15 protein-coding genes are annotated in these 18,566 nt (G+C 71.4%); 8 read left to right on the top strand and 7 right to left on the bottom strand.

The window, feature by feature from the left end:
* The first annotated feature begins 11 nt into the window (after window positions 1-11).
* The 5 genes from IFT72_RS02150 to IFT72_RS02170 are packed head-to-tail and all read left to right on the top strand — an operon-like array spanning window position 12 to window position 4,456.
* Window positions 12-1,664, top strand: coding sequence for a DUF2142 domain-containing protein (locus IFT72_RS02150; RefSeq protein ID WP_192045439.1), 1,653 nt, complete (start codon window positions 12-14; stop codon window positions 1,662-1,664).
* Between the two features lie 19 nt (window positions 1,665-1,683).
* Window positions 1,684-2,301 carry a dTDP-4-dehydrorhamnose 3,5-epimerase family protein gene (locus IFT72_RS02155; RefSeq protein ID WP_192045440.1) on the top strand — a complete coding sequence of 206 codons (618 nt, stop codon included), beginning with the start codon at window positions 1,684-1,686 and terminating at the stop codon, window positions 2,299-2,301.
* Entirely contained in the window at window positions 2,298-3,161 is an 864-nt protein-coding gene (gene rfbA, locus IFT72_RS02160) for a glucose-1-phosphate thymidylyltransferase RfbA (protein ID WP_192045441.1), read from the top strand. Before IFT72_RS02155 ends, rfbA begins: the two co-directional genes overlap by 4 nt.
* A gap of 6 nt (window positions 3,162-3,167) precedes the next feature.
* Window positions 3,168-3,344 (top strand): hypothetical protein, encoded by a 177-nt coding sequence (locus tag IFT72_RS02165; RefSeq protein ID WP_192045442.1) that lies wholly within the window; start codon window positions 3,168-3,170, stop codon window positions 3,342-3,344.
* Window positions 3,341-4,456: a hypothetical protein gene (locus IFT72_RS02170; RefSeq protein ID WP_192045443.1), complete on the top strand. Its 1,116-nt coding sequence runs from the start codon at window positions 3,341-3,343 to the stop codon at window positions 4,454-4,456. Before IFT72_RS02165 ends, IFT72_RS02170 begins: the two co-directional genes overlap by 4 nt.
* A 38-nt stretch (window positions 4,457-4,494) precedes the next feature.
* Here IFT72_RS02170 and IFT72_RS02175 read toward each other — a convergent pair whose 3' ends face one another.
* The 6 genes from IFT72_RS02175 to IFT72_RS02200 form a co-directional block, all read right to left on the bottom strand.
* Window positions 4,495-5,643: a glycosyltransferase family 2 protein gene (locus IFT72_RS02175; RefSeq protein ID WP_192045444.1), complete on the bottom strand. Its 1,149-nt coding sequence runs from the start codon at window positions 5,641-5,643 to the stop codon at window positions 4,495-4,497.
* Window positions 5,644-5,707: 64 nt separating this feature from the next.
* Window positions 5,708-6,559 (bottom strand): glycosyltransferase family 2 protein, encoded by an 852-nt coding sequence (locus IFT72_RS02180; protein WP_192045445.1) that lies wholly within the window; start codon window positions 6,557-6,559, stop codon window positions 5,708-5,710.
* Window positions 6,556-7,674, bottom strand: a complete 1,119-nt coding sequence (locus IFT72_RS02185) for a glycosyltransferase family 1 protein (RefSeq protein WP_197981057.1) — start codon at window positions 7,672-7,674, stop codon at window positions 6,556-6,558. The genes IFT72_RS02180 and IFT72_RS02185 overlap by 4 nt, the downstream gene beginning before the upstream one ends.
* A gap of 5 nt (window positions 7,675-7,679) precedes the next feature.
* Window positions 7,680-8,918 carry an ABC transporter ATP-binding protein gene (locus tag IFT72_RS02190; RefSeq protein WP_192045446.1) on the bottom strand — a complete coding sequence of 413 codons (1,239 nt, stop codon included), beginning with the start codon at window positions 8,916-8,918 and terminating at the stop codon, window positions 7,680-7,682.
* Between the two features lie 26 nt (window positions 8,919-8,944).
* Entirely contained in the window at window positions 8,945-9,850 is a 906-nt protein-coding gene (locus IFT72_RS02195) for an ABC transporter permease (RefSeq protein ID WP_192045447.1), read from the bottom strand.
* 75 nt (window positions 9,851-9,925) lie between these two features.
* Complete coding sequence (locus IFT72_RS02200; protein WP_192045448.1) at window positions 9,926-12,484, bottom strand: glycosyltransferase; 2,559 nt, start codon at window positions 12,482-12,484, stop codon at window positions 9,926-9,928.
* Between the two features lie 102 nt (window positions 12,485-12,586).
* Here IFT72_RS02200 and IFT72_RS02205 point away from each other — a divergent pair, with 102 nt between their 5' ends.
* The 3 genes from IFT72_RS02205 to IFT72_RS02215 all read left to right on the top strand — a co-directional run bounded on the left by IFT72_RS02205 (window position 12,587) and on the right by IFT72_RS02215 (window position 18,023).
* Window positions 12,587-13,642, top strand: a complete 1,056-nt coding sequence (locus IFT72_RS02205) for a glycosyltransferase (protein WP_192045449.1) — start codon at window positions 12,587-12,589, stop codon at window positions 13,640-13,642.
* Between the two features lie 140 nt (window positions 13,643-13,782).
* Window positions 13,783-15,876: a hypothetical protein gene (locus IFT72_RS02210; RefSeq protein WP_192045450.1), complete on the top strand. Its 2,094-nt coding sequence runs from the start codon at window positions 13,783-13,785 to the stop codon at window positions 15,874-15,876.
* 119 nt (window positions 15,877-15,995) lie between these two features.
* Window positions 15,996-18,023 carry a hypothetical protein gene (locus IFT72_RS02215; protein ID WP_192045451.1) on the top strand — a complete coding sequence of 676 codons (2,028 nt, stop codon included), beginning with the start codon at window positions 15,996-15,998 and terminating at the stop codon, window positions 18,021-18,023.
* Here the strand turns inward: IFT72_RS02215 and IFT72_RS02220 are convergent.
* Window positions 18,008-18,487, bottom strand: a complete 480-nt coding sequence (locus tag IFT72_RS02220) for a GtrA family protein (protein WP_192045452.1) — start codon at window positions 18,485-18,487, stop codon at window positions 18,008-18,010. The genes IFT72_RS02215 and IFT72_RS02220 overlap by 16 nt on opposite strands.
* Window positions 18,488-18,566: the final 79 nt, after the last annotated feature.

An 18,566-nucleotide genomic window follows, 5' to 3' on the forward strand; every position in this document is an offset into this window, starting at 1 on the left:
ACTGGTTCACCATGACCGCGTCGCTCCTCGTCCGACGGCCCTCCGTCGCCTTCCTGGCCGGATGGCTCTTCGCCGCGTTGCTCTTCGCGGGGTGGTCGCTGGCCACGCCGATCTCCTCCGCGCCCGACGAGCCGAGCCATGTCGTGAAGGCCGCCGCGACCGTCCGGGGCGACCTCACGGGCGGGCCCACGGACGCCACGGGCATCGAGGCCTTCACGTTGCCGAGGGACGTCTCCGACCTGGGCGGCGCCATGGCGTGCACGGCCGCCCAGCCCACCGTCCCCGCGACGTGCCAGCCCGACCTCGACTCCTTCGGTGACGACGAGTTCGCCGCGACCAGCGGCGTTGGGTCTTACAACCCCCTCTACTACGCTCTCGTCGGCTGGCCCTCGCTCTTCCTCGGCGGTGACGCCGCCGTCATCGGGATGCGCCTGGTGTCGGCGCTGGTGAACGCCTTCTTCGTCGGCGTGGTCGCCTGGGCGGCGGCACAGATGCGGAGGGGATCAGCCGTGGCCGCGTGGTCCGCCGTGGCCCTGACCCCGATGGCGACCTACCTGGGGGGGATGGTCAACCCCAACGGGGTCGAGGTCACCGGGTGCCTGGCGCTCGCCGCGATGGCCTGGCTGATCGTCCACGACCCCGACGGCCCTCGACTCGGCGTCCGCGCCGGTGCCCTCGTCGTCGCCGGCGTGGTCGCCGGGAACGCGCGATCGGCCTCGCCCCTCTTCGTCCTGCTCATCGTGGTCGCGGTGCTGCTGACCGTGCCCGTCCGGGACGTGGGGGACCTCCTCCGGCGACGCCCGGTCTGGCTCGCGGCGGCCGTGGCGGCCGTCGGCCTCGGCGCCGCCGCGGCGTGGACCGTCCTGGTGGCTGCGCCGGCGGGGTTCATCCCGTCCTCGGACCCTGCCCGCGACACCCTCCTGCCGGCCGTCCTGCACACCCTCGCCGCGACCGAGAACTACGGCACGGAGATGATCGGTGTGCTCGGCTGGTTCGACACGGGCCTGCCGCAGCCCGTGTACTACGGCTGGACGGCCGGCGTGGGCCTCGTCGTCGCCGGGGCGCTCGGCTTCGCCCGTCGTCGGGCCCTCGTCGGGGCCGGCCTCCTGATGGTGGCCCTCCTGCTCGTCCCGTCGGTGCTCCAGGCCCCGAGCGCCGCCGCCTTCGGCTACATCTGGCAGGGGCGCTACTCCCTCCCGGTGTTCGTCGGCATGGTGATCGTCGCGGGGCTCGCCTGGCAGCACGCGCGTCCGTCGCACGAGCGGTGGCTCCGCCTGGTCGTCGTGGTGGTCAGCGCCGCGACGGTGGGGCAGGTAGCCAGCTTCGCCACGGCCTATCGGCGGTACTCGGTCGGTGTCTCCCGGCCGTTCCGCGACGTCCTCGAGCCCGGGTCCTGGCAGGCCCCTGGCGGTCTCGTGGCCGTCGCCCTCGTCTTCGTCGTCGGCGCCGTGGGCCTCGGAGTCCTCGGGGTGCTCGTGACCCGAGCCGTCGAGGCGGCCGCTGCCGAGATCCCCTCCCGCGCAGACGCTCCCGCCTCGGCGGACGCTCCGTCCTCGGTCGACGCGTCGCCGGTCCGGGCGGACGGCGGCGAGGAGCCGGCGGCGGGGACGGACCCCGCCCTCGACGTCGCGCCGGGCCGGGCGACGCACGCGCCGCGCGCGTGAAGCTTGGTACTCTGCCGGGGTGCAGATCCGCGAACTGAAGATCCCTGACAGCTACGAGATCACGCCGAAGCAGTTCGGCGACGACCGGGGCGTGTTCCTCGAGTGGTACCGGTTCGACCGTCTCGCCGAGGTCGTCGGGCACTCCGTCGACCTCCGGCAGGCGAACACCTCGGTGTCGAGGAAGGGCGTCGTCCGGGGGATCCACTTCGCCGACGTGCCGCTCGGTCAGGCCAAGTACGTGACCGCCACCCACGGGGCCGTGCTCGACTACGTCGTCGACATCCGCGTGGGCTCTCCGACCTTCGGGCAGTGGGACAGCGTCCTGCTCGACGACGTCGACCGCCGTGCCATCTACCTCGCCGAGGGTCTCGGGCACGCCTTCGTGGCGCTGACCGACGACGCCACGGTGAGCTACCTGGTCACCGACACCTTCCGGGCCGACCGCGAGCACGGCATCGACCCCCTCGACCCCGAGATCGGCCTCGTCTTCCCGCCCGAGGCGGGGGAGGCGCTGCTCTCCCCGAAGGACACCGCGGCGCCCGGGCTCTCCGAGGCCGCCGCGTCCGGCCTCCTGCCCACCTGGGACGCGATGCGCGAGTACTACGCCTCCCTCGACGCGAAGGAGTCCCGCGCGTGAAGGGCATCATCCTGGCCGGCGGTTCCGGCACGCGGCTCTGGCCCATCACCAAGGGCATCTCGAAGCAGCTGATGCCGATCTACGACAAGCCCATGGTGTACTACCCGCTGTCCACGCTCATGATGGCGGGCATCCGCGAGGTGCTCATCATCACCACGCCCGAGTACAACGACCAGTTCCGGGCCCTGCTCGGCGACGGGTCCCACCTGGGCATGACGATCGAGTACGCCGTGCAGCCCTCGCCCGACGGGCTGGCCCAGGCCTTCGTCATCGGCGAGGAGTTCATCGGCGACGACAGCGTCGCGCTGGTGCTCGGCGACAACATCTTCCACGGGGTGGGCCTCGGCTCGAACCTGAGCAAGAACGCGGCCGTCGACGGCGCGACCATCTTCGCGTACCACGTCGCCGACCCGAAGGCCTACGGGGTCGTCGAGTTCGACGACGACTTCCGCGCTGTCTCCATCGAGGAGAAGCCGGCCAGCCCCAAGAGCAACTACGCCGTCCCCGGGCTCTACTTCTACGACAACCGCGTCGTCGAGATCGCGAAGACCATCGAGCCGAGCGCCCGCGGGGAGCTCGAGATCTCCACGGTGAACGAGCGGTACCTCGACGCCGGCGAGCTGCAGGTGCAGGTGCTCGACCGCGGGACCGCCTGGCTCGACACGGGCACCTTCGAGTCGATGATGCAGGCGTCCGAGTACGTCCGCGTCATCGAGGACCGCCAGGGTCACAAGATCGGCTGCATCGAGGAGATCGCCTGGCGCAACGGGTGGATCGACGACGCCGCGCTCGCCGACCTCGCCGGTCCGCTCGCGAAGAGCGGCTACGGCGTCTACCTGCGCTCGCTGCTGGCGTCCTGACGAGACGTGCCCGACACGGGTGAGCTCATCCGACGGATGACGGCGGAGTTCACCTCCGTCGTCGTCCGGCTCGAGGCCGCCGAGGCGCGGGTCGCCGAGCTGGAGGCGGACCTCGTCCGTGCCCGGTCGGCTCCCCGGACGTTGGTGCGTCGGATCGTCCGTCGCCTGCGGCCCCGCCCGTGATCGAGCGCCCCGTCCGGACACTGGCGGTGTTCCCGTACTACGCGGACAACCCCTGGCAGGAGACCGTGCACCAGGGGCTCGTCGACCGGGGAGACCGGGTCGTCGGGCTGGCGGACGTGTCCGACGTCGGATCCGTCCGCGCTCAGCTCGGCGGCTTCCTGCCGGACTCGCTGCACCTGGGCTGGTCGACCCCGGTCACGCAGACCGTGCCGGACGTCGTCGAGTCCATGCGCCGGGTCCGGGTGTTCCTCGAGACGGTCAGGGAGCTGCGTCGTCTCGGGGTCCGCGTCGTGTGGACCGTCCACAACGTCCTCTCCCACGAGCTCCACCACGTCGTGCCGGAGATCGCGCTGCACCAGGGCCTCGCGGACGAGGTGGACGTCGTGCACGTCATGAACCCCCGGACGGCGGAGGTGGTCCGGCCGCTGTACAGCCTCCCCCCGGCGTCGACCCGGGTGCTGCCGCATCCGAGCTACCCGGGGGTCGACGTCGGCGGCGTCGCTGACGAGTCCCCGTCGTCGGGCCGCACGCCCGTCCGTCTGCTGCTCGTCGGGGAGATCCGCCCCTACAAGGGCATCGTCCCCTTCGCCCAGCTCGTCCACGCCGCTCGCTCGGAGGGCGTCGACGTCACGCTCGAGATCCGCGGCCGAGTGGGCGGTGGCCTCGCGGTGTCGGATCTCGTGTCGGAGCTCTCCGACCTCGACGGCGTCTCGTTCGTCCCCGGTCGCGTCGCGGAGGCCGACCTCGCCCCCGTGCTCAGCGGGGCCGACGCCCTCGTCGTCCCCTACGCCGCCGGGCTCAACTCGGGGGTGGCCGTGCTCGCGGCCTCCGCCGGTCGGCCCCTGCTGGTCGGCCCCGCCCTGCGCGGCTCGTGGTCGCTCGAGCCGACGTGGCAGCTCCCGCTCTGGCCAGCACGTGCCGGCGACGAGACGGCAGACCACCACGGACACGAGGTCAGCCCACGCAGCGGCGTGGCTGCGCTGCGCGGCGCCGTCGCGCGTGTGGGCGACGAGGGTCCGGCGCTCCGGCGAGCCGCCCGCGAGGCGGCGCGGCTGACCGCCCCCGAGACCCTCGCGCACGAGTACGCCGAGCTCTTCCTGCCCACGGTCTGACGCGGCCGAGCCCCGCCCCGCCTGGCCCGGCCCAGCCGTCAGCGCCCGAGCGCGTCCCTGAGCGCTCGGGCACGGTCTCCGACCGCGTCGGCGTAGCGGACGACGCGACGGGCCCGGACCTCGGCCAGGGCCCGCTCGCGGTCGTTGGCGAGGCCCTCCAGCGCCGCGACGCGGGCGGACACCCGACCGATGGTGGCTTCCAGCAGACGCACGTTCTCCGCCTGGGCGGCCTCGACGGCCTCGAGCCGCGTGATCACGTCGTCACGCTCCACCAGCCCGCGGCCTGCGCCCTTGAGGCCCTCGACCTCGGACTCGCCGAGCAGGTGGTCGGGCGTCGTGGTCGACAGGCCCATCTCGGTGAGCATCGTCGAGAGACTGTCGTCGCGGGTGAACCGACCCGCGGCTCCCTCGGCCGACGTCACGCCCCGCAGTGCCCAGTAGGCCTTGAGGGTGCCCGCACGGAGGCGGCGGAAGTCGCGCATGCCGTGGTGGTTGGGGCTCGGCTGGACGTCGGGGTTCGACTCGTAGGCCACTCCCGCGATCTCCACGCGGTGTGCGTACTGCTCCCAGGACCGCCACGGGAAGTGCAGCACCTCGAGGGCCAACGCCTCGTCGGGCACGGCGCCCTGGGCGAGCGTCACGAGGTGGTTTCCCTGCACCACCGACACGTCAGCGTCGCCGACGTGGATGGCGTTCCCGCTCGGGTGCGAGATGAGGCCGATGGCGTGCAGCTCGGCGGCGTCCCGCTCGTCGCGCCACACGAGACGGTGCAGACCGCCCCCGCGCTCGGCCAGGGGCCCGACCATGTTCACGACGGGCACGACGAACGCGCGCACGGCGGGGTCGAGGCGCGAGAAGACCTCGCCGAGGGTGAGGCTCCGGTCACGGGCGACGAGGAACTCGTCGGCGTCGGCGTTCACGACCCAGTCGGCTCCGTGGACGGTGTAGGCGTCGCGGGCCATGGTGGTCACCGTCGCGCTCTGCTGTTTGCGGTGGACCGGGTCGTGCCTCAGGTCGACGGTGATCGAGGAGGTGCGGGCGAAGTCCTCGAGGATCTCCCTCGTCCCGTCGGTGGAGCCGTTGTCGGTGACGACCAGGACGTCGACCCCCTGCGCGACGTGGTACGCGAGCCACTCCGGGAGGATGTCTGCTTCGTCGCGGATCATCAGGGTGAGGGCGAGTGTCATCGGGGAACGGTGCTTTCGAGACGGGGACGGGTGGCGTCAGCAGGGGGCACGGGCGACGATGTGGTCACGGTCGGGGAGACCGGGCTCGCCCACGGACGGACAACGCGACGCGGAGCGCGGCGCGCAGCGGCCAAAGGTACCATCCGTGGTACTTCGCAGCGAGGAAGCGGTACGCGCTCCGGTGGTGCACCAGTCGCATCTGACGGGAGGAGTTCTGGGTGGAGTGGGCTCCGACGTGCATGACACGTGCCGAGGGCTCGTAGACGTTCGTCCAGCCGGCGCGGCCGAGCCGGTACCCGAGATCGACGTCCTCGAAGTACATGAAGAAGCTGTCGTCGAAGCCCCCCAGGGCGTCGAACGCGGACCGGCGGACGAGGAGGCACGCGCCGGACAGCCAGCCGGTCGTCCTGCGCGCGTCGTGAGCGCCGTCGAGATGGTACTCCCGGGTCCACGGATTGTCAGGCCAGACGTTGGCGAGCAACGCGTGGCCGAGGCCGGTGCGCAACGAGGGCACCCGCCTGGCGGAGGGGTAGACGGAGCCGTCGGGCTCGATGATGGCCGGCCCGACGGCGCCCACGGAGTCATCGCCCTCGGCGGCGGCGACGAGGACGTCGAGGCTGCCCGGCTCCATCACGACGTCGGGGTTCGAGATCAGGATCCAGCGGCACTCGGGGCGGAGCCGGCGCACGGCTGCGTTCACCGCGCCTCCGTAGCCCAGGTTCTCGCCCAGCGCCACGAACTCGGCGCCACGGGCCGTCGTCGTCGATGCCAGGCCGTCGACGTCGTCGGAGTCGTTGTCGGCCACGACGACCGTGACGGGCCCCGAGGCGCTCGCCGCCGCCGTGGACGCGAGGAACTCGTCGAGGTAGCGGCCGGAGTTGTAGCTCACGGTGACGATCGCGACGTCCGTGCTCATGCGGCGTACACCGTCTCGTGGATCGCCGCACACCGACGCCAGGTGAAGTCGGCGGACCGCCGCTCCCCGTCCGCCACGAGCCGGGACCTCTCGGCGTCGTCGTCGAGGAGGGCCGCCAGCGCTCGCTCGATGGACGCGTCGTCGGGCTCGGTGTAGGCCGCTGCGTCCCCGGCCACCTCGGGGACGGCGAGCCGCCTCGTCGTCAGCACCGCGCCTCCCGAGGCCATCGCCTCCAGCACCGGCAGCCCGAAGCCCTCGCCGGTGCTCGGGTACACGACCACGACGGACCCCCCGAGGAAGGCCGCGAGCTGCTCGAGCGGGAGGTAGCCCAGGTACCTCAGCGGGGCTTCCGGCCTGTCACCCGCGCAGCGCAGGGACGCGACGGCCTCCGTGTCCCAGCCGAGACCGCCGGCGACGAGCAGGGGCGGTGTCCCCGGGCGGGTCGACAGCAGCCGCTCGTGGGCACGGATGAGCGCGGGGACCGACTTGCGCGGCTCGACGGTGCCGAGGAAGGCGATCCACCGGTCGTCCGGGGAGAGCCCGTGGGCGGCCCGGAAGGCCCCGAGCTCGGCAGCGTCGGGACGGTGGAACAGCTCCCGGTCGACGCCCAGCGGCGCGACGGCGGAGGGCACCCCGCGGGGCACGAACCGGGAGATCTCCGTCGCGGTGGCCTGACTGGGTGTCAGCGTCGACCGGGACCACCGACGGGCCAGGCGGATCCAGGTGCGGAAGAAGGTCCGCTTGAGCCGGCCGTGCGCCGCGGGGTCGCTGAAGAAGGTGGCGTCGTGGAGCGTCACCACCGATCGCCCGGCCCAGACGAGCGGGAACGTGTAGTGGGGGCAGTGCAGGCGGTCGAGGTCGAGGCGTCGAGCCAGCACGGGGAGGCCGAGCTGCTCCCAGAGGAGACGGAGGGGCCGCACGGAGACCAGCCCCGGCGCCACGACGTACCGGTGCCCCGGTGCCCTCTCCGACAGCCATGCACGGTCGGCGCCCTTGACGACGACCGTGAGTGCCGTGCCGCCCTCGTCCAGGCCCTGGAGGAGACCGGCGATGTAGCGCGCGACGCCGCCCCGGCTCGCGGGGATCGACGTTGCGTCGAGGAGGACGGAGACCACCGAGATCAGGCGTGGAGCTCGCGGCCGGCCGTGGCCACCCGCGTCATGCCCGCATGGCGGTCGTCGTCGGTCATGACGAAGCGGGCGGCCTCGCGCAGGATCGCGATGTGCTCGCCGGACTTCTTCGCGAGGAAGCAGTGGATGAAGTAGGGACCGCCACCGAACTGCAGGTCGTTGAGTCGGTACTCGACGGTCGTCGTGCCGTGCAGCGGCTCATGGACGAGGCCGATCTTCCGGCTGTCCGTCCCGTAGACGAGGTGACCGTGCTGGTTCTCGATCTTGAAGCCGGAGTTCCACTCCGGGAGCGGGGTGCTGTGCGACAGGGTCATCCTGATGACCAGGTCGTCACCGGGCCGCAGTTCCTCCCCGGGAGCACGACCGGGCGACGCGATCTCGACGCGCTCGACCTTGCCCGGGGTCGCGTCCTCCTCGGGGTTGGCGGCCTCGGCCTCGGCGACGCGGCGACCTTCCAGGATCTCGCGGAAGTTCTTCACCGCGTGCCGTGCGGAGCCCTGGAACATGACCTCACCGTGGTGGAGGACCACAGCGCTGTCGCAGAGCTCCTGGACCTGGCCGAGCGAGTGGCTCACGAGGACGATCGTGCGGCCCTCCTGCTGGAACTCGCGGATCTTGTCGAGGCACTTCTTCTGGAACTGCTCGTCACCGACGGCCAGGACCTCGTCGACCAGAAGGACGTCGGGGTCGGTGTGGATGGCGACGGCGAAGGCCAGCCGGACGTACATGCCCGACGAGTAGAACTTCACCTGGGTGTCGATGAAGTCGCCGATGCCGCTGAACAGCAGGATGTCGTCGAACTTCGCCTCCGCCTCCTCCTGCGTGATGCCGAGGATCGCGGCGTTCAGGAAGACGTTCTCGCGCCCGGTGAGGTCGGGGTGGAACCCCGCGCCGAGCTCGATGAGGGCGGCCAGGCGCCCACGACGGGAGACTTCGCCGGTGGTCGGCTCGAGGATGCCGCCGATGACCTTGAGCAACGTGGACTTGCCCGAGCCGTTCGGGCCGAGCAGCCCGATCGTGGTGCCGGCGGGGATCTCGAGAGAGACGTCCTTCAGCGCCCAGAAGTCCTCGCTGTGGCGACGGCCAGCGCGCCCCAGCGTCACCACGCGCTCCTTGAGCGAGTTGTCGCGGCGGATGACGAATCGCTTGGAGACGTTCGTGATGCTGACGACCGTCGGGGCGTCGGCGAACTCGACGTCGTCGACCGCCAGGATGTTGTCCGTGGTCATGTCGGGCCTTTCTCGGAGCTCGGAGCTCAGATCTCCTGGGCGAAGTTGCCCTGCAGGCGGGCGAAGACCCGCTGGCAGAAGAACAGTGCGACGAGACCGACGACGATCGCGATGCACATGCGGAGGAGGAGGTGGTCGGGGTACTGGTCCGGTCCGCCAGCCGTCCAGAAGGCGCGGTGGAAGCCCAGGATCCCGAGGGTGATGGGGTTGTTCGTGTAGAGCGGGAGCACCCAGGCCCACGGGCCCTCCGTGGCGCGGGAGAAGACCATCTGCCACGAGTAGACGATGGGGGAGGCCCACATCAGCAGCATCATCAGGACCTCGACGAGGTACGCCATGTCACGCAGGTAGACGTTCAGCGCCGAGAGCAGGATGCCCAGGGCCGTCCCCCAGACCAGGATGATCAAGGTCGCCGGGAAGAAGAACAGGATGCCCGTGGTGGCCGGGAACGACTGGAACGCGAGCGTGGCCAGCAGCAGGATGACGAGCTGGATGAAGAAGTTGAACAGTGCACCCCCCACCGCGGAGAGCGGGTAGATCTCCCGGGGCACGTAGACCTTCTTCAGCAGCCCCGCGTTGGCCACGACGGACCCCGTGGCGCCCGAGACGATCTCGCTGAAGAGGCCGTAGAGCGTCAGCCCCGCGAAGATGTAGATCGCGAACTCGGGGATCGCCCGGGCCGAGCCGAGGATCTGGCCGAGGATCAGCCAGTAGATGCCGAGCTGCACCAGGGGGCGGATCAAGGTCCAGGCGAAGCCCAGGGCGCTGTCCTTGTACCGGGACTTGAGGTCTCGGCGGATCAGCAGGTCGAGCAGCTGGCGCTGCTGGAAGACCTCTCGGACCGAGCCCCAGGTGCCCCCGGCCGGACGACCGGCGGGGACCATGGGCTCGTCGCGCAGACGCGCGAACCTCTCGCTGACGGTGCTGCTCATGGTGATACCTCGCTCATCGGGAAAACACGGAACTATACCTCGGCGACCGTGGGAGGTCGACGAGGGCCGAGGTCGTCAGCGGCCGTTCTTGCTGTCGCGCATCGTCTGGATGCGCGTGGTGACCTTGCCCCGGAGCTCGCCGACTCCGCCTGCGGTGAGGTAGTGCCGAGCGAGGAGCACGTCGCGGCGGATGCCGTGGCGGCTGTTGGCGATCTCGTGGAAGCGCTGTTCCGGCGACTTCTCGATGGACGGGACGACGACGCCGCCCTGGTGGCGTACGGCGTCGGCGGCGACGTGGGCACGGTCGGGGGCCACGTGCGGGTCGTGGCAGAACTGGATCAGGGGAGCCAGCGCCTTCTCCCAGGTGAAGTCCTGGCGCACCCGGGCGACGGCCTCGCGAGCCGCCGCGATGGCGGTCTCGTCGAAGAGCATGGACTCGAGGGCGTCGGCGAGCCCCTCGACGTCGCGCTCGGTCACGGCCACGCCCATGCCCTCGGCGGCCACGAGGTCGCCGAAGCTGTCGCCCCTGGTCGTCACGATGGGCAGGTTCGCCCACATGTAGTCGAGGATGCGCGTGCGGAACGAGAACGTCGTCTCGATGTGGTCGAAGTGGGTGCTGACCCCGGCGTCCGCCTCGAGCAGGTAGTTCTGCCGGTCGTCGAGAGCCACCCAGGCCTCGTTGAAGAAGACGTTCTTGCCGGTCAGGCCCAGCTGCTCGGAGATCTCCCGCGTCTTGGACACGATCGCCATCTCGGGGACGTCCGGGTTGGGGTGCGCCACGCCGAGGAAGAACAGCCGCACGTTCGGACGACGCTCCGCCAGGAGGCCGATCGCCCGCACGAGGGTCGGCGTGTCGAACCAGTTGTAGATCCCGCCGCCCCAGATGACGACCTTGTCGTCGTCACCGATGCCGGGCACGACGCCGCGGATCGCCTTGCGGGTGTGCTGGGGCGGCGTGCTGTCCATGCCGAACGGAGCGATGGAGATCAGGTCGCCCAGGTTCTCGTCGGCGGCGTAGGTGTCGGGGTTGATGCGCCCCACCGCGGCCAGCTGGCCCATCCAGAACAGGCGCTGCCTCTCGGAGGCGCAGAGGAAGTAGTCGCCCCGCTGGAGCTGCTCGTTCACGACCTCCGTCGTGACGAGCACCTGGTTGCGCCAGGCCGCGTCGCCCATCTCTCGCCCCTGCTCGAGCTGCTCGAGGTGCATGGGGTCGTAGAGGTCGACGACCATGACCTTGTTCGACCGCTGCAGCGTGAGGAAGTGGCGGAGGGCGAAGCCCTGGAAGAAGATGACGTCGGCCCACTCCTCGTGGACCTTCATCGCCTTCTCGTCCTGCAGGCGGACCCGCTCGACCTCGAACTGGTCGGAGGCGCGGTTGGCGACGTTCCAGGTGACGAGACGGACGTCGTTGTGCTCCGAGAGGGCCTCGGAGATCTTCCAGGCGCGCATGCCCGGGCCAGCCATCTTCTCGCCGAGCGCGTCGCCCGTGATGACGAGGACGCGCTTCCGCATCATCGGCCGGTTGACGCCGAACGCGTCCTGGATCTTCGTGAAGCCGTCGAGGAAGTAGTCGTCGCCGAAGAGCGGGTGGAAGATGTTGCCGAAGAGCCGGAACACCTCCTTGTCGGTCTTGACGCGGCGCGACTGGATCTCGTCGCGGCGCTTCTTCAGCTTGGGCAGGTCGGCGACGAACTGGTCGAGCGCGAACAGGCCCGCGACGGTGTCCTTGTGGACGGGGGTCGTCTCGTCGAACTCGTCGGCACCGCCCTCGAAGCGGCGGAGGTCGTACGACTCGGAGTCGAGCTTCCCCTTCGCGACGGCGCGACGGGCGAGCAGGGCGAAGGCCGCCGGGAGGATGGTCCCCAGGCTGTCCTCGGACAGGTTCTTGTAGAGCATGTGGAGGGCGTTGCGCTCGAGCAGGTACATCTCACGGTGTTCGCCGAAGCTCTTCATCGAGCCGTGGTGCTTGTGGTACACGATCGAGTCCGGTGCGAAGCGGACCCGGTAGCCGTAGAGGTTGAGGCGCCACCCGAGGTCGACGTCGTCGTAGAACATGAACATGTCCTCGTCGAAGCCGCCGATGTCGAGGAAGAGCGCACGGCGCACGAACAGGGCCGAGCCGGTGCCGAAGAGGAGGTCGCGCTGCTCGTCGAACCGTCCGTCGTCGAGCTCGTTGGTGTGGTTCTTGTAGCCCATGCCGAACCAGGACAGGCCGGACTCGACGAAGTCGATGGCCTTGCCGTCCCAGTCGAGGACCTTGCTGGCCACGGCGCCGATGCGGGGGCTGGCGGAGAAGGCGGCGATGCCCTCGCGGATCCAGTCGCGGTGCGGCTTGGCGTCGTTGTTGAGGAAGGCGACGAAGTCACCGGTCGCCTTGCGGGCGCCCAGGTTGCTCCCGCCGGTGAAGCCGAGGTTCTCGGACGACACGAGCAGGGTCACGTTCTCCTGGTCGCCGAGGGCGGCACGGAGCCGCTCCTCGCTGTCGTCACCGGAGCCGTTCTCGACCACGACGATCTCGAGCTGCTTCGCGGGCCAGTCGACGTCGTTGAGGCGGGCGACGCACTCGAGGGTGTCGTCGGTGCCGCGGTAGTTGATGATGACGACCGAGACGGTGCCGGTGGTGGTGACGGTCAAAGCGGTAACTCCCAGTGGTCGGCGACGTTCGGTTCGGCCCGTGGCCAGCCCCAACTATAACCACGTCCCCGGAGGAGCCCCGAGGCCTGCCACAATGGCCGGATGCTCGCCACCGTCGTCGTCGTCGACTGGCGGCAGCCGGAGCTCACCCGTCGGTGCCTCCGCTCGCTGTCCGCCCAGGTCCGTGCCGGTGAGGTCGAGGTGGTCCTCGTGGTCAACGAGGCGACCGCAGGCCAGGTCGAGGCCTACCGGACGGAGTTCCCGTCCGCCCACGTCGTCCCCGTCGAGCGGAACCTCGGCTTCGCGGGCGGGGTCGCACGGGGTCTCGAGGCCGTGGCTGCCGACGTCGTCGTGCTCCTCAACAACGACGCGGTCGCGGAGCCCGGCTTCGTCAGGGCGGGCCTCGCGGAGCTCGACCGCCGGGGGCCGTCGACCGCTGCGGTCGCGGCCACCGTCGTCCTGGAGGGCCGTTTCGAGCTCGCGCGAGGTCCCGGCACCGTCGACGACCTGGTGGGGCTCGACGGCCGCCGCTGGCGGAGATCGGCCGACGGAGCGGGCGAGCGGCTGCTGAACGGCACCGGCGTGCAGGTCGACGTGAACGGCAACGGAGCCGACCGGGAGTGGCTGACGCCCCTGGACGGCCACGGGGGCGCCGACGGCAGCCCCGACCCCTTCGGGTTCTCCGGCGGGGCCGTCTTCCTGAGACGCTCGGCCCTCGACGAGGCAGGCGGGTTCGACGAGTCCCTCTTCATGTACTACGAGGACGTCGACGTGTCGTGGCGACTCCGCCTCGCCGGCTACGACATCGGCTGGGCCCCGGCCGCCGTCGTGGTCCACCGCCACGCGGGCAGCTCGAGCAGCAGCGGTGAGCTCGTCCGGTACCAGAGCATGCGGAACCGGCTCGTCGTCGTCGTGCGCGTCGGCTCGGTCCGGGTCGTCGCCCGCGTGCTCGCCAGGACGGCCCTCCGCTGTGCACGGGACCTCCTGCCCGGGGGGACGCGCCAGCTCGCGGCCCGGCAGTGGGCTCGGCTGCTCGCCGAGATGCCGCGGGCGATCCGGGGAGCCGTCCGGGCCCGACGCCTCGACGGTCGGACGGCCCGCGACCGCGGCCGGGTCGAGGGTCGGCTCCTCCGGACGGTCGCCCTGCCCCACGAGTGAGGGGTGTCCGGGGGACACGGCATGAAGTAGCGTGACCTGCGGAAGACCCATCGGGCCTCGCCGGGACAGGCCGCGGGGCGGCGTCGCACCACCGCCACCGTTCGGTTCCTTCCCCCGAACGCCCCAGGGAGGCGCTCCTCGTGAAGAAAGCAATCGCCATGGTCGCGGCCGCACTCGTGCTGGCCTCCGGCATCGTCGGTGTCTCGACGGCCGTGCCGTCGAGCCCGGCCCAGGCCCTCTCCGGGGCGGACTTCGACCCGGGCAACATCGTCGCCGACTCCGTCTTCTACAACGGCGGCGCCATGTCGGAGGCGCAGATCCAGTCGTTCCTCGACCAGCAGATCGGCTCCTGCAGCAACGGCAACTGCCTGAACGTCGTCAAGACGACGACGTCGACGCGCGCTGCCGACCCGATGTGCGCCTCCTACCAGGGCGCCGCCGGCGAGAGCGTCGCCAGGATCATCTCGAAGGTCAGCGCCGTCTGCGGCATCAACCCGCAGGTGATCCTCGTGACCCTGCAGAAGGAGCAGAGCCTGGTCAGCGGGTCGGTGGCGAAGGCGCCGTCGGCGGCGCGTCTCGAGCGTGCGATGGGGTACGCCTGCCCCGACAACGTCGGCGGCGCCTGCGACCCGACCTACGCGGGCGTCTACAACCAGATCTACCGCGCCGCCTGGCAGTTCAAGCGCTACGGCAACCCGCCCGGCACGAGCCAGTACTTCACGCAGTACGCCCCCGGCACCACCAAGAACGTGCTGTACAACCCGAACGCCTCGTGCGGCTCGAAGGCCGTCGCCATCCGCAACCAGGCCACCGCGGCTCTGTACTACTACACGCCGTACACGCCGAACGCCGCTGCGCTCGCGTCGCTGAACGGCACGGGCGACTCCTGCTCGGCGTACGGCAACCGGAACTTCTGGGTCTACTTCAACAACTGGTTCGGCTCGCCGACCGGCACGACGAAGGCCGTCGGCGCGGTCGACGCCCTGAGCGCCGGCGTCGAGTCCGTCTCCGTGCGGGGGTGGGCGCTCGACCCGTCGTCGCGCTCGTCGATCCAGGTGCACGTCTACGTGGGCTCCGTCGGGACGCCCCTGGCCGCCGACCGCGACCGGCCCGACGTGGGCCGCGCGTTCCCGTCCAACGGCTCGGCCCACGGGTACGACGCGACCTTCCGCGCGGCGCCGGGGCTCCAGCAGGTCTGCGTGTACGCCGTCGGGCTGGGGTCCGCCAGCACGACCGAGCTGACGTGCCGCACCCTCGACGTGAAGCCCGCGTCGCCCTTCGGCGCCGTCGACGTCGCGAGGGCAGCGCCGGGCGGCGTCCAGGTCTCGGGCTGGGCGATCGACCTCGAGACCTCGGCTCCGCTCGACGTGCACGTGTACGTCGACGGCGTCGGCCGCTCCCTCCGCGCCGACCGCGACCGGCCGGACGTGGGTCGCGCCTGGCCCGCCTCGGGCTCTGCCCACGGCTACGCCGGCACGGTGCCCGCGGCGGCCGGGCCGCACACCGTCTGCGTCTACGGCATCAACGTCGCCCAGGGCTCCAACAGCCTCGTCGGCCCCTGCCGGACGGTCGACGTGCCGTCCCGGGCACCGACGGGCTCGCTCGACGTGGTCGCCGGGTCGCGCGACGGGCGCATCACCGCGGCCGGCTGGGCCCTCGACGGCGACACGGTCGATCCGATCGTCACGCACGTCTACGTCGACGGCCGGCCCACGGTCGTGACCGCGGACGCGTCGCGCCCCGACATCGCGCGCAAGTACCCCGCCTACGGCGACCGACACGGGTGGACCGCGTCGATCGGCGCTTCGCCCGGCGACCACACCGTGTGCGCGTACGGCATCAACGTGGGCAGCTCGGACGACAACGCCCTGCTCGGGTGCCGGGCCGTCACGGTGCCGCCGACCAACGCCGTCCCGATCGGCTCGGTCGACGTGGCCTACGGCGTCCCCGGGGGAGTCAGGGTCGCCGGCTGGGCCATCGACCCCGACACCTCTGCGCCCATCCAGGTGCACGCCTACCTCGCCAAGCGCGGGACGCAGCTGACGGCGGACCGTCCGCGTCCCGACGTCGGACGGGCCTACCCGTCCGCCGGTGCCGCCCACGGCTTCGAGATCGATCTGCCGTACCCCGCGGGGGGCACCCAGGAGCTCTGCGTGTACGCCATCGACTCCTCCGGTGGTGAGAACCCGAGCCTCGGCGGCTGCCGGGCCATCAGCATCCCGAGCTCGAACTAGGCCTGCAGGGCGGGGCGGGGGACCCGACCGCCCCTCGCCCGTGGGGTACGGTTGTCGATCGTCGAGGCGGCGCCTCGGGCGGGGGAGTCGCCCTCGAGCGACACGGGGAGCGAGTGGACATGCACGACCAGGCGGAGAAGACCGGCCCTCATGGAGCGTTCCTCGGGGCGGCCGTCAGGCTCACCGTCCTGTCGTCGCGCCTCGTCGCGCCCCGCCCCTCCGGCGCCCCGGCGCTTCTCGTGCTCCTGGGGTACCCCGCTGTCGTCCTCGTCGTCTTCGTGGTCCTGGTCGTCCTCGGGGTGTCCGGCAGCTCGACCGGCTCGTTCTGGGAGTTCTTCGGGCGAGGTCCCGACCCAGACCTGATCGCTGGCGTGCCTCGCAAGATCCGCACCGACGAATGGCTCGTCCAGTCGGGCTGGGTCGTGTCACAGGCGCAGCAGGGGTTCCCCGCCGTGAACCAGACGCTCCCGGGCGGCATGGACGCCACCGTCCAGAACGACCTGCCGTCGTGGGACTGGTCCACGCTCTTCCGCCCCCACGTGTGGGGCTTCCTCGTCCTGCCGCTCGACCAGGGGATGGCCGTCCGGTGGTGGCTCCCGTTCGCGGCCCTGTTGATCGCCGCCTACGGCTTCGCCGTGACCCTGATGCCGCGACGCCCCGTCACCGCGGCCTTCCTGGCCACCGCGCTGGGTGCCTCCCCGCTGCTCCAGTGGTGGTTCCTGCCGACCACGCTCTGGCCCGTCGCCTGGGCCGCGACGGCCCTGACCACGCTCGTGTGGTGCCTCCGCCCGGGGCGACGGCGGGTCCGCTGGGCGGCGGCGGCCGTCACCGCCTACGTCACCGTCACGATGACGATGAGCATCTACGTGCCGTTCATCGTGCCGGCGGCCGTGGTCGTCGTCGTCGTCGGCGTCGGGCTGCTGCTCGACGCCCGCCTGGGCCTCCGGCGGTCGGTGGGGGCCCTGCTGCCGCTGCTCGCCGCCGTCGGTGCCGCCGGGGTCGTGCTGGGTGCGTGGATCGTGACGAGGCTGGACACGGTGCGTGCGCTCCTCGGCACGGTCTACCCCGGGCAGCGGCTCGAGGCCACGGGCGCCATCGACTTCGGCGGGGCCGTGGCCGCCTTCAGCGGCCCGTTCCAGCGAGCACTGCAGGACGGCGAGACGGGAGCGCTCGGACCCAACGCGTCCGAGACCGCGGCGCCGCTCGTGATCGGGCTGGCGATGTCCGTCGTCCTCGTCTGGCTCGTCTCCGAGCGATGGCGTCGGGAGCGCCGCATCGACGCCGTCGCCCTGTCCGTCGTCGTCGCGCACGCGGTCGTGCTGGCGTTCCTGTTCGTGCCCCACTGGGACGCTCTCGCCCACCTCCTCCTGCTCGACCGCACCACGGTCGCTCGCGTCCGGTCCGCCTTCGACCTGCTCAACCTCGTCTCGGTGGTGGTCGCGACCGCCCGGCTCGACGCGCTGCGTGCCAGGAGCACCTGGTCGACGGCCGTGTTGGCCGGTCTCGTCGTGCTCGCGCCGTCGACGGTGGTCTGGGCCGTGCTCCGCGCGACCGGCTCGACGGTGCTCTCGGTGTCCTCCGCCTGGACCGTCGTGGTGGCTCTCCTCGTCGTCGCCGTGGTCGCGGCGTCGCGCCGGGTTCCCCTGGTGGGCGCTGGCGCGTTCCTGGCCGCGTCGTTGGTCGTCGGGCTGGGGGTGAACCCCCTCTACCGAGGCGTGTTCGACCTGACCGAGACCGACATGGGCCGCGAGGTCGCGGCCGTCGCCGCGCAGGACCCGGACGCGCAGTGGCTCGGCATCGGCACGTTCTGGGCCGGCGCCGTGCTGGTCGAGAGCGGCGTCAGCACGTACAACGGCGTCCAGACGGCGCCGCCCGAGGAGATGTGGGACGAGATCGACGACGACGCGAGTGACGAGGACGCGTGGAACCGCCTCGCGAACGTGTCCTGGGTCCCCGGCGTCGGGGAGCCGACGGTGACGAACCCCTACCGTGACCAGATCCAGGTCACCTTCGACGCCTGCAGCGCGTTCGCCCAGGAGCACGTCGACTACGTCGTCTCGGAGTCCCGGCTCGACGATCCCTGTGCCGTCGAGGTCGACCGCGAGGAGCAGGGGTCCGCCCCCCTCTGGCTCTACCGCGTCGACTGAGCCGTCCCGGCGCTCTCGGTCGTCGCCGCGCGCGGGAAGACCCACCGACCGTAGGCGACGTACCGGAAGCCGGTCGCCAGGGCCTGCCCCACGAGCGTGCCCGAGACGTTGTCGGCCACGGGGCCGTCGAGACCGAGGACGTACCGGGAGAACCCCAGGCAGGCGAGCTGCAGCAGGATCGCCACGACGTTGACCACGGCGAAGGCCCCGAACGACCGCCGGGTCGGCCCCGCGCCCCGGTCGCGGAAGGTCCAGAAACGGCTGCCGACGTACGTGACCACGCTGGCGACCGCGATGGCGAGCACCTTGGCCAGGAGGGGCGCGGACGCGAGCGGACCGGCGCCTCCCCAGAAGACGAGGCCGTTGTAGACGAGCGCGTCGACGACGAAGCCGACGCCGCCGATGACGAGGAAGCTGCTCCCACGACGGAGGTGCTCGACGAGGAAGTCGGACGCGCGGGACATGAGGAGCCTTCCTTCGATGAGCGGGGCAGCTGATAGCGTCTCCGAGGGCCGAAGGCCCCCGTGATCCGCAGCGGAGAGC

It is taken from the genome of Frigoribacterium sp. CFBP 8754 (assembly GCF_014841815.1).
GTDB lineage: Bacteria > Actinomycetota > Actinomycetes > Actinomycetales > Microbacteriaceae > Frigoribacterium > Frigoribacterium endophyticum.

Coding starts and splice junctions, on each gene's coding strand:
- IFT72_RS02150 (WP_192045439.1), top strand. CDS start 12: ATGACCGCGTCGCTCCTCGTCCGACGGCCCTCCGTCGCCTTCCTGGCC.
- IFT72_RS02175 (WP_192045444.1), bottom strand. CDS start 5,643: ATGACACTCGCCCTCACCCTGATGATCCGCGACGAAGCAGACATCCTC.
- IFT72_RS02180 (WP_192045445.1), bottom strand. CDS start 6,559: ATGAGCACGGACGTCGCGATCGTCACCGTGAGCTACAACTCCGGCCGC.
- IFT72_RS02190 (WP_192045446.1), bottom strand. CDS start 8,918: ATGACCACGGACAACATCCTGGCGGTCGACGACGTCGAGTTCGCCGAC.
- IFT72_RS02195 (WP_192045447.1), bottom strand. CDS start 9,850: ATGAGCAGCACCGTCAGCGAGAGGTTCGCGCGTCTGCGCGACGAGCCC.
- IFT72_RS02205 (WP_192045449.1), top strand. CDS start 12,587: ATGCTCGCCACCGTCGTCGTCGTCGACTGGCGGCAGCCGGAGCTCACC.
- IFT72_RS02215 (WP_192045451.1), top strand. CDS start 15,996: ATGCACGACCAGGCGGAGAAGACCGGCCCTCATGGAGCGTTCCTCGGG.
- IFT72_RS02220 (WP_192045452.1), bottom strand. CDS start 18,487: ATGTCCCGCGCGTCCGACTTCCTCGTCGAGCACCTCCGTCGTGGGAGC.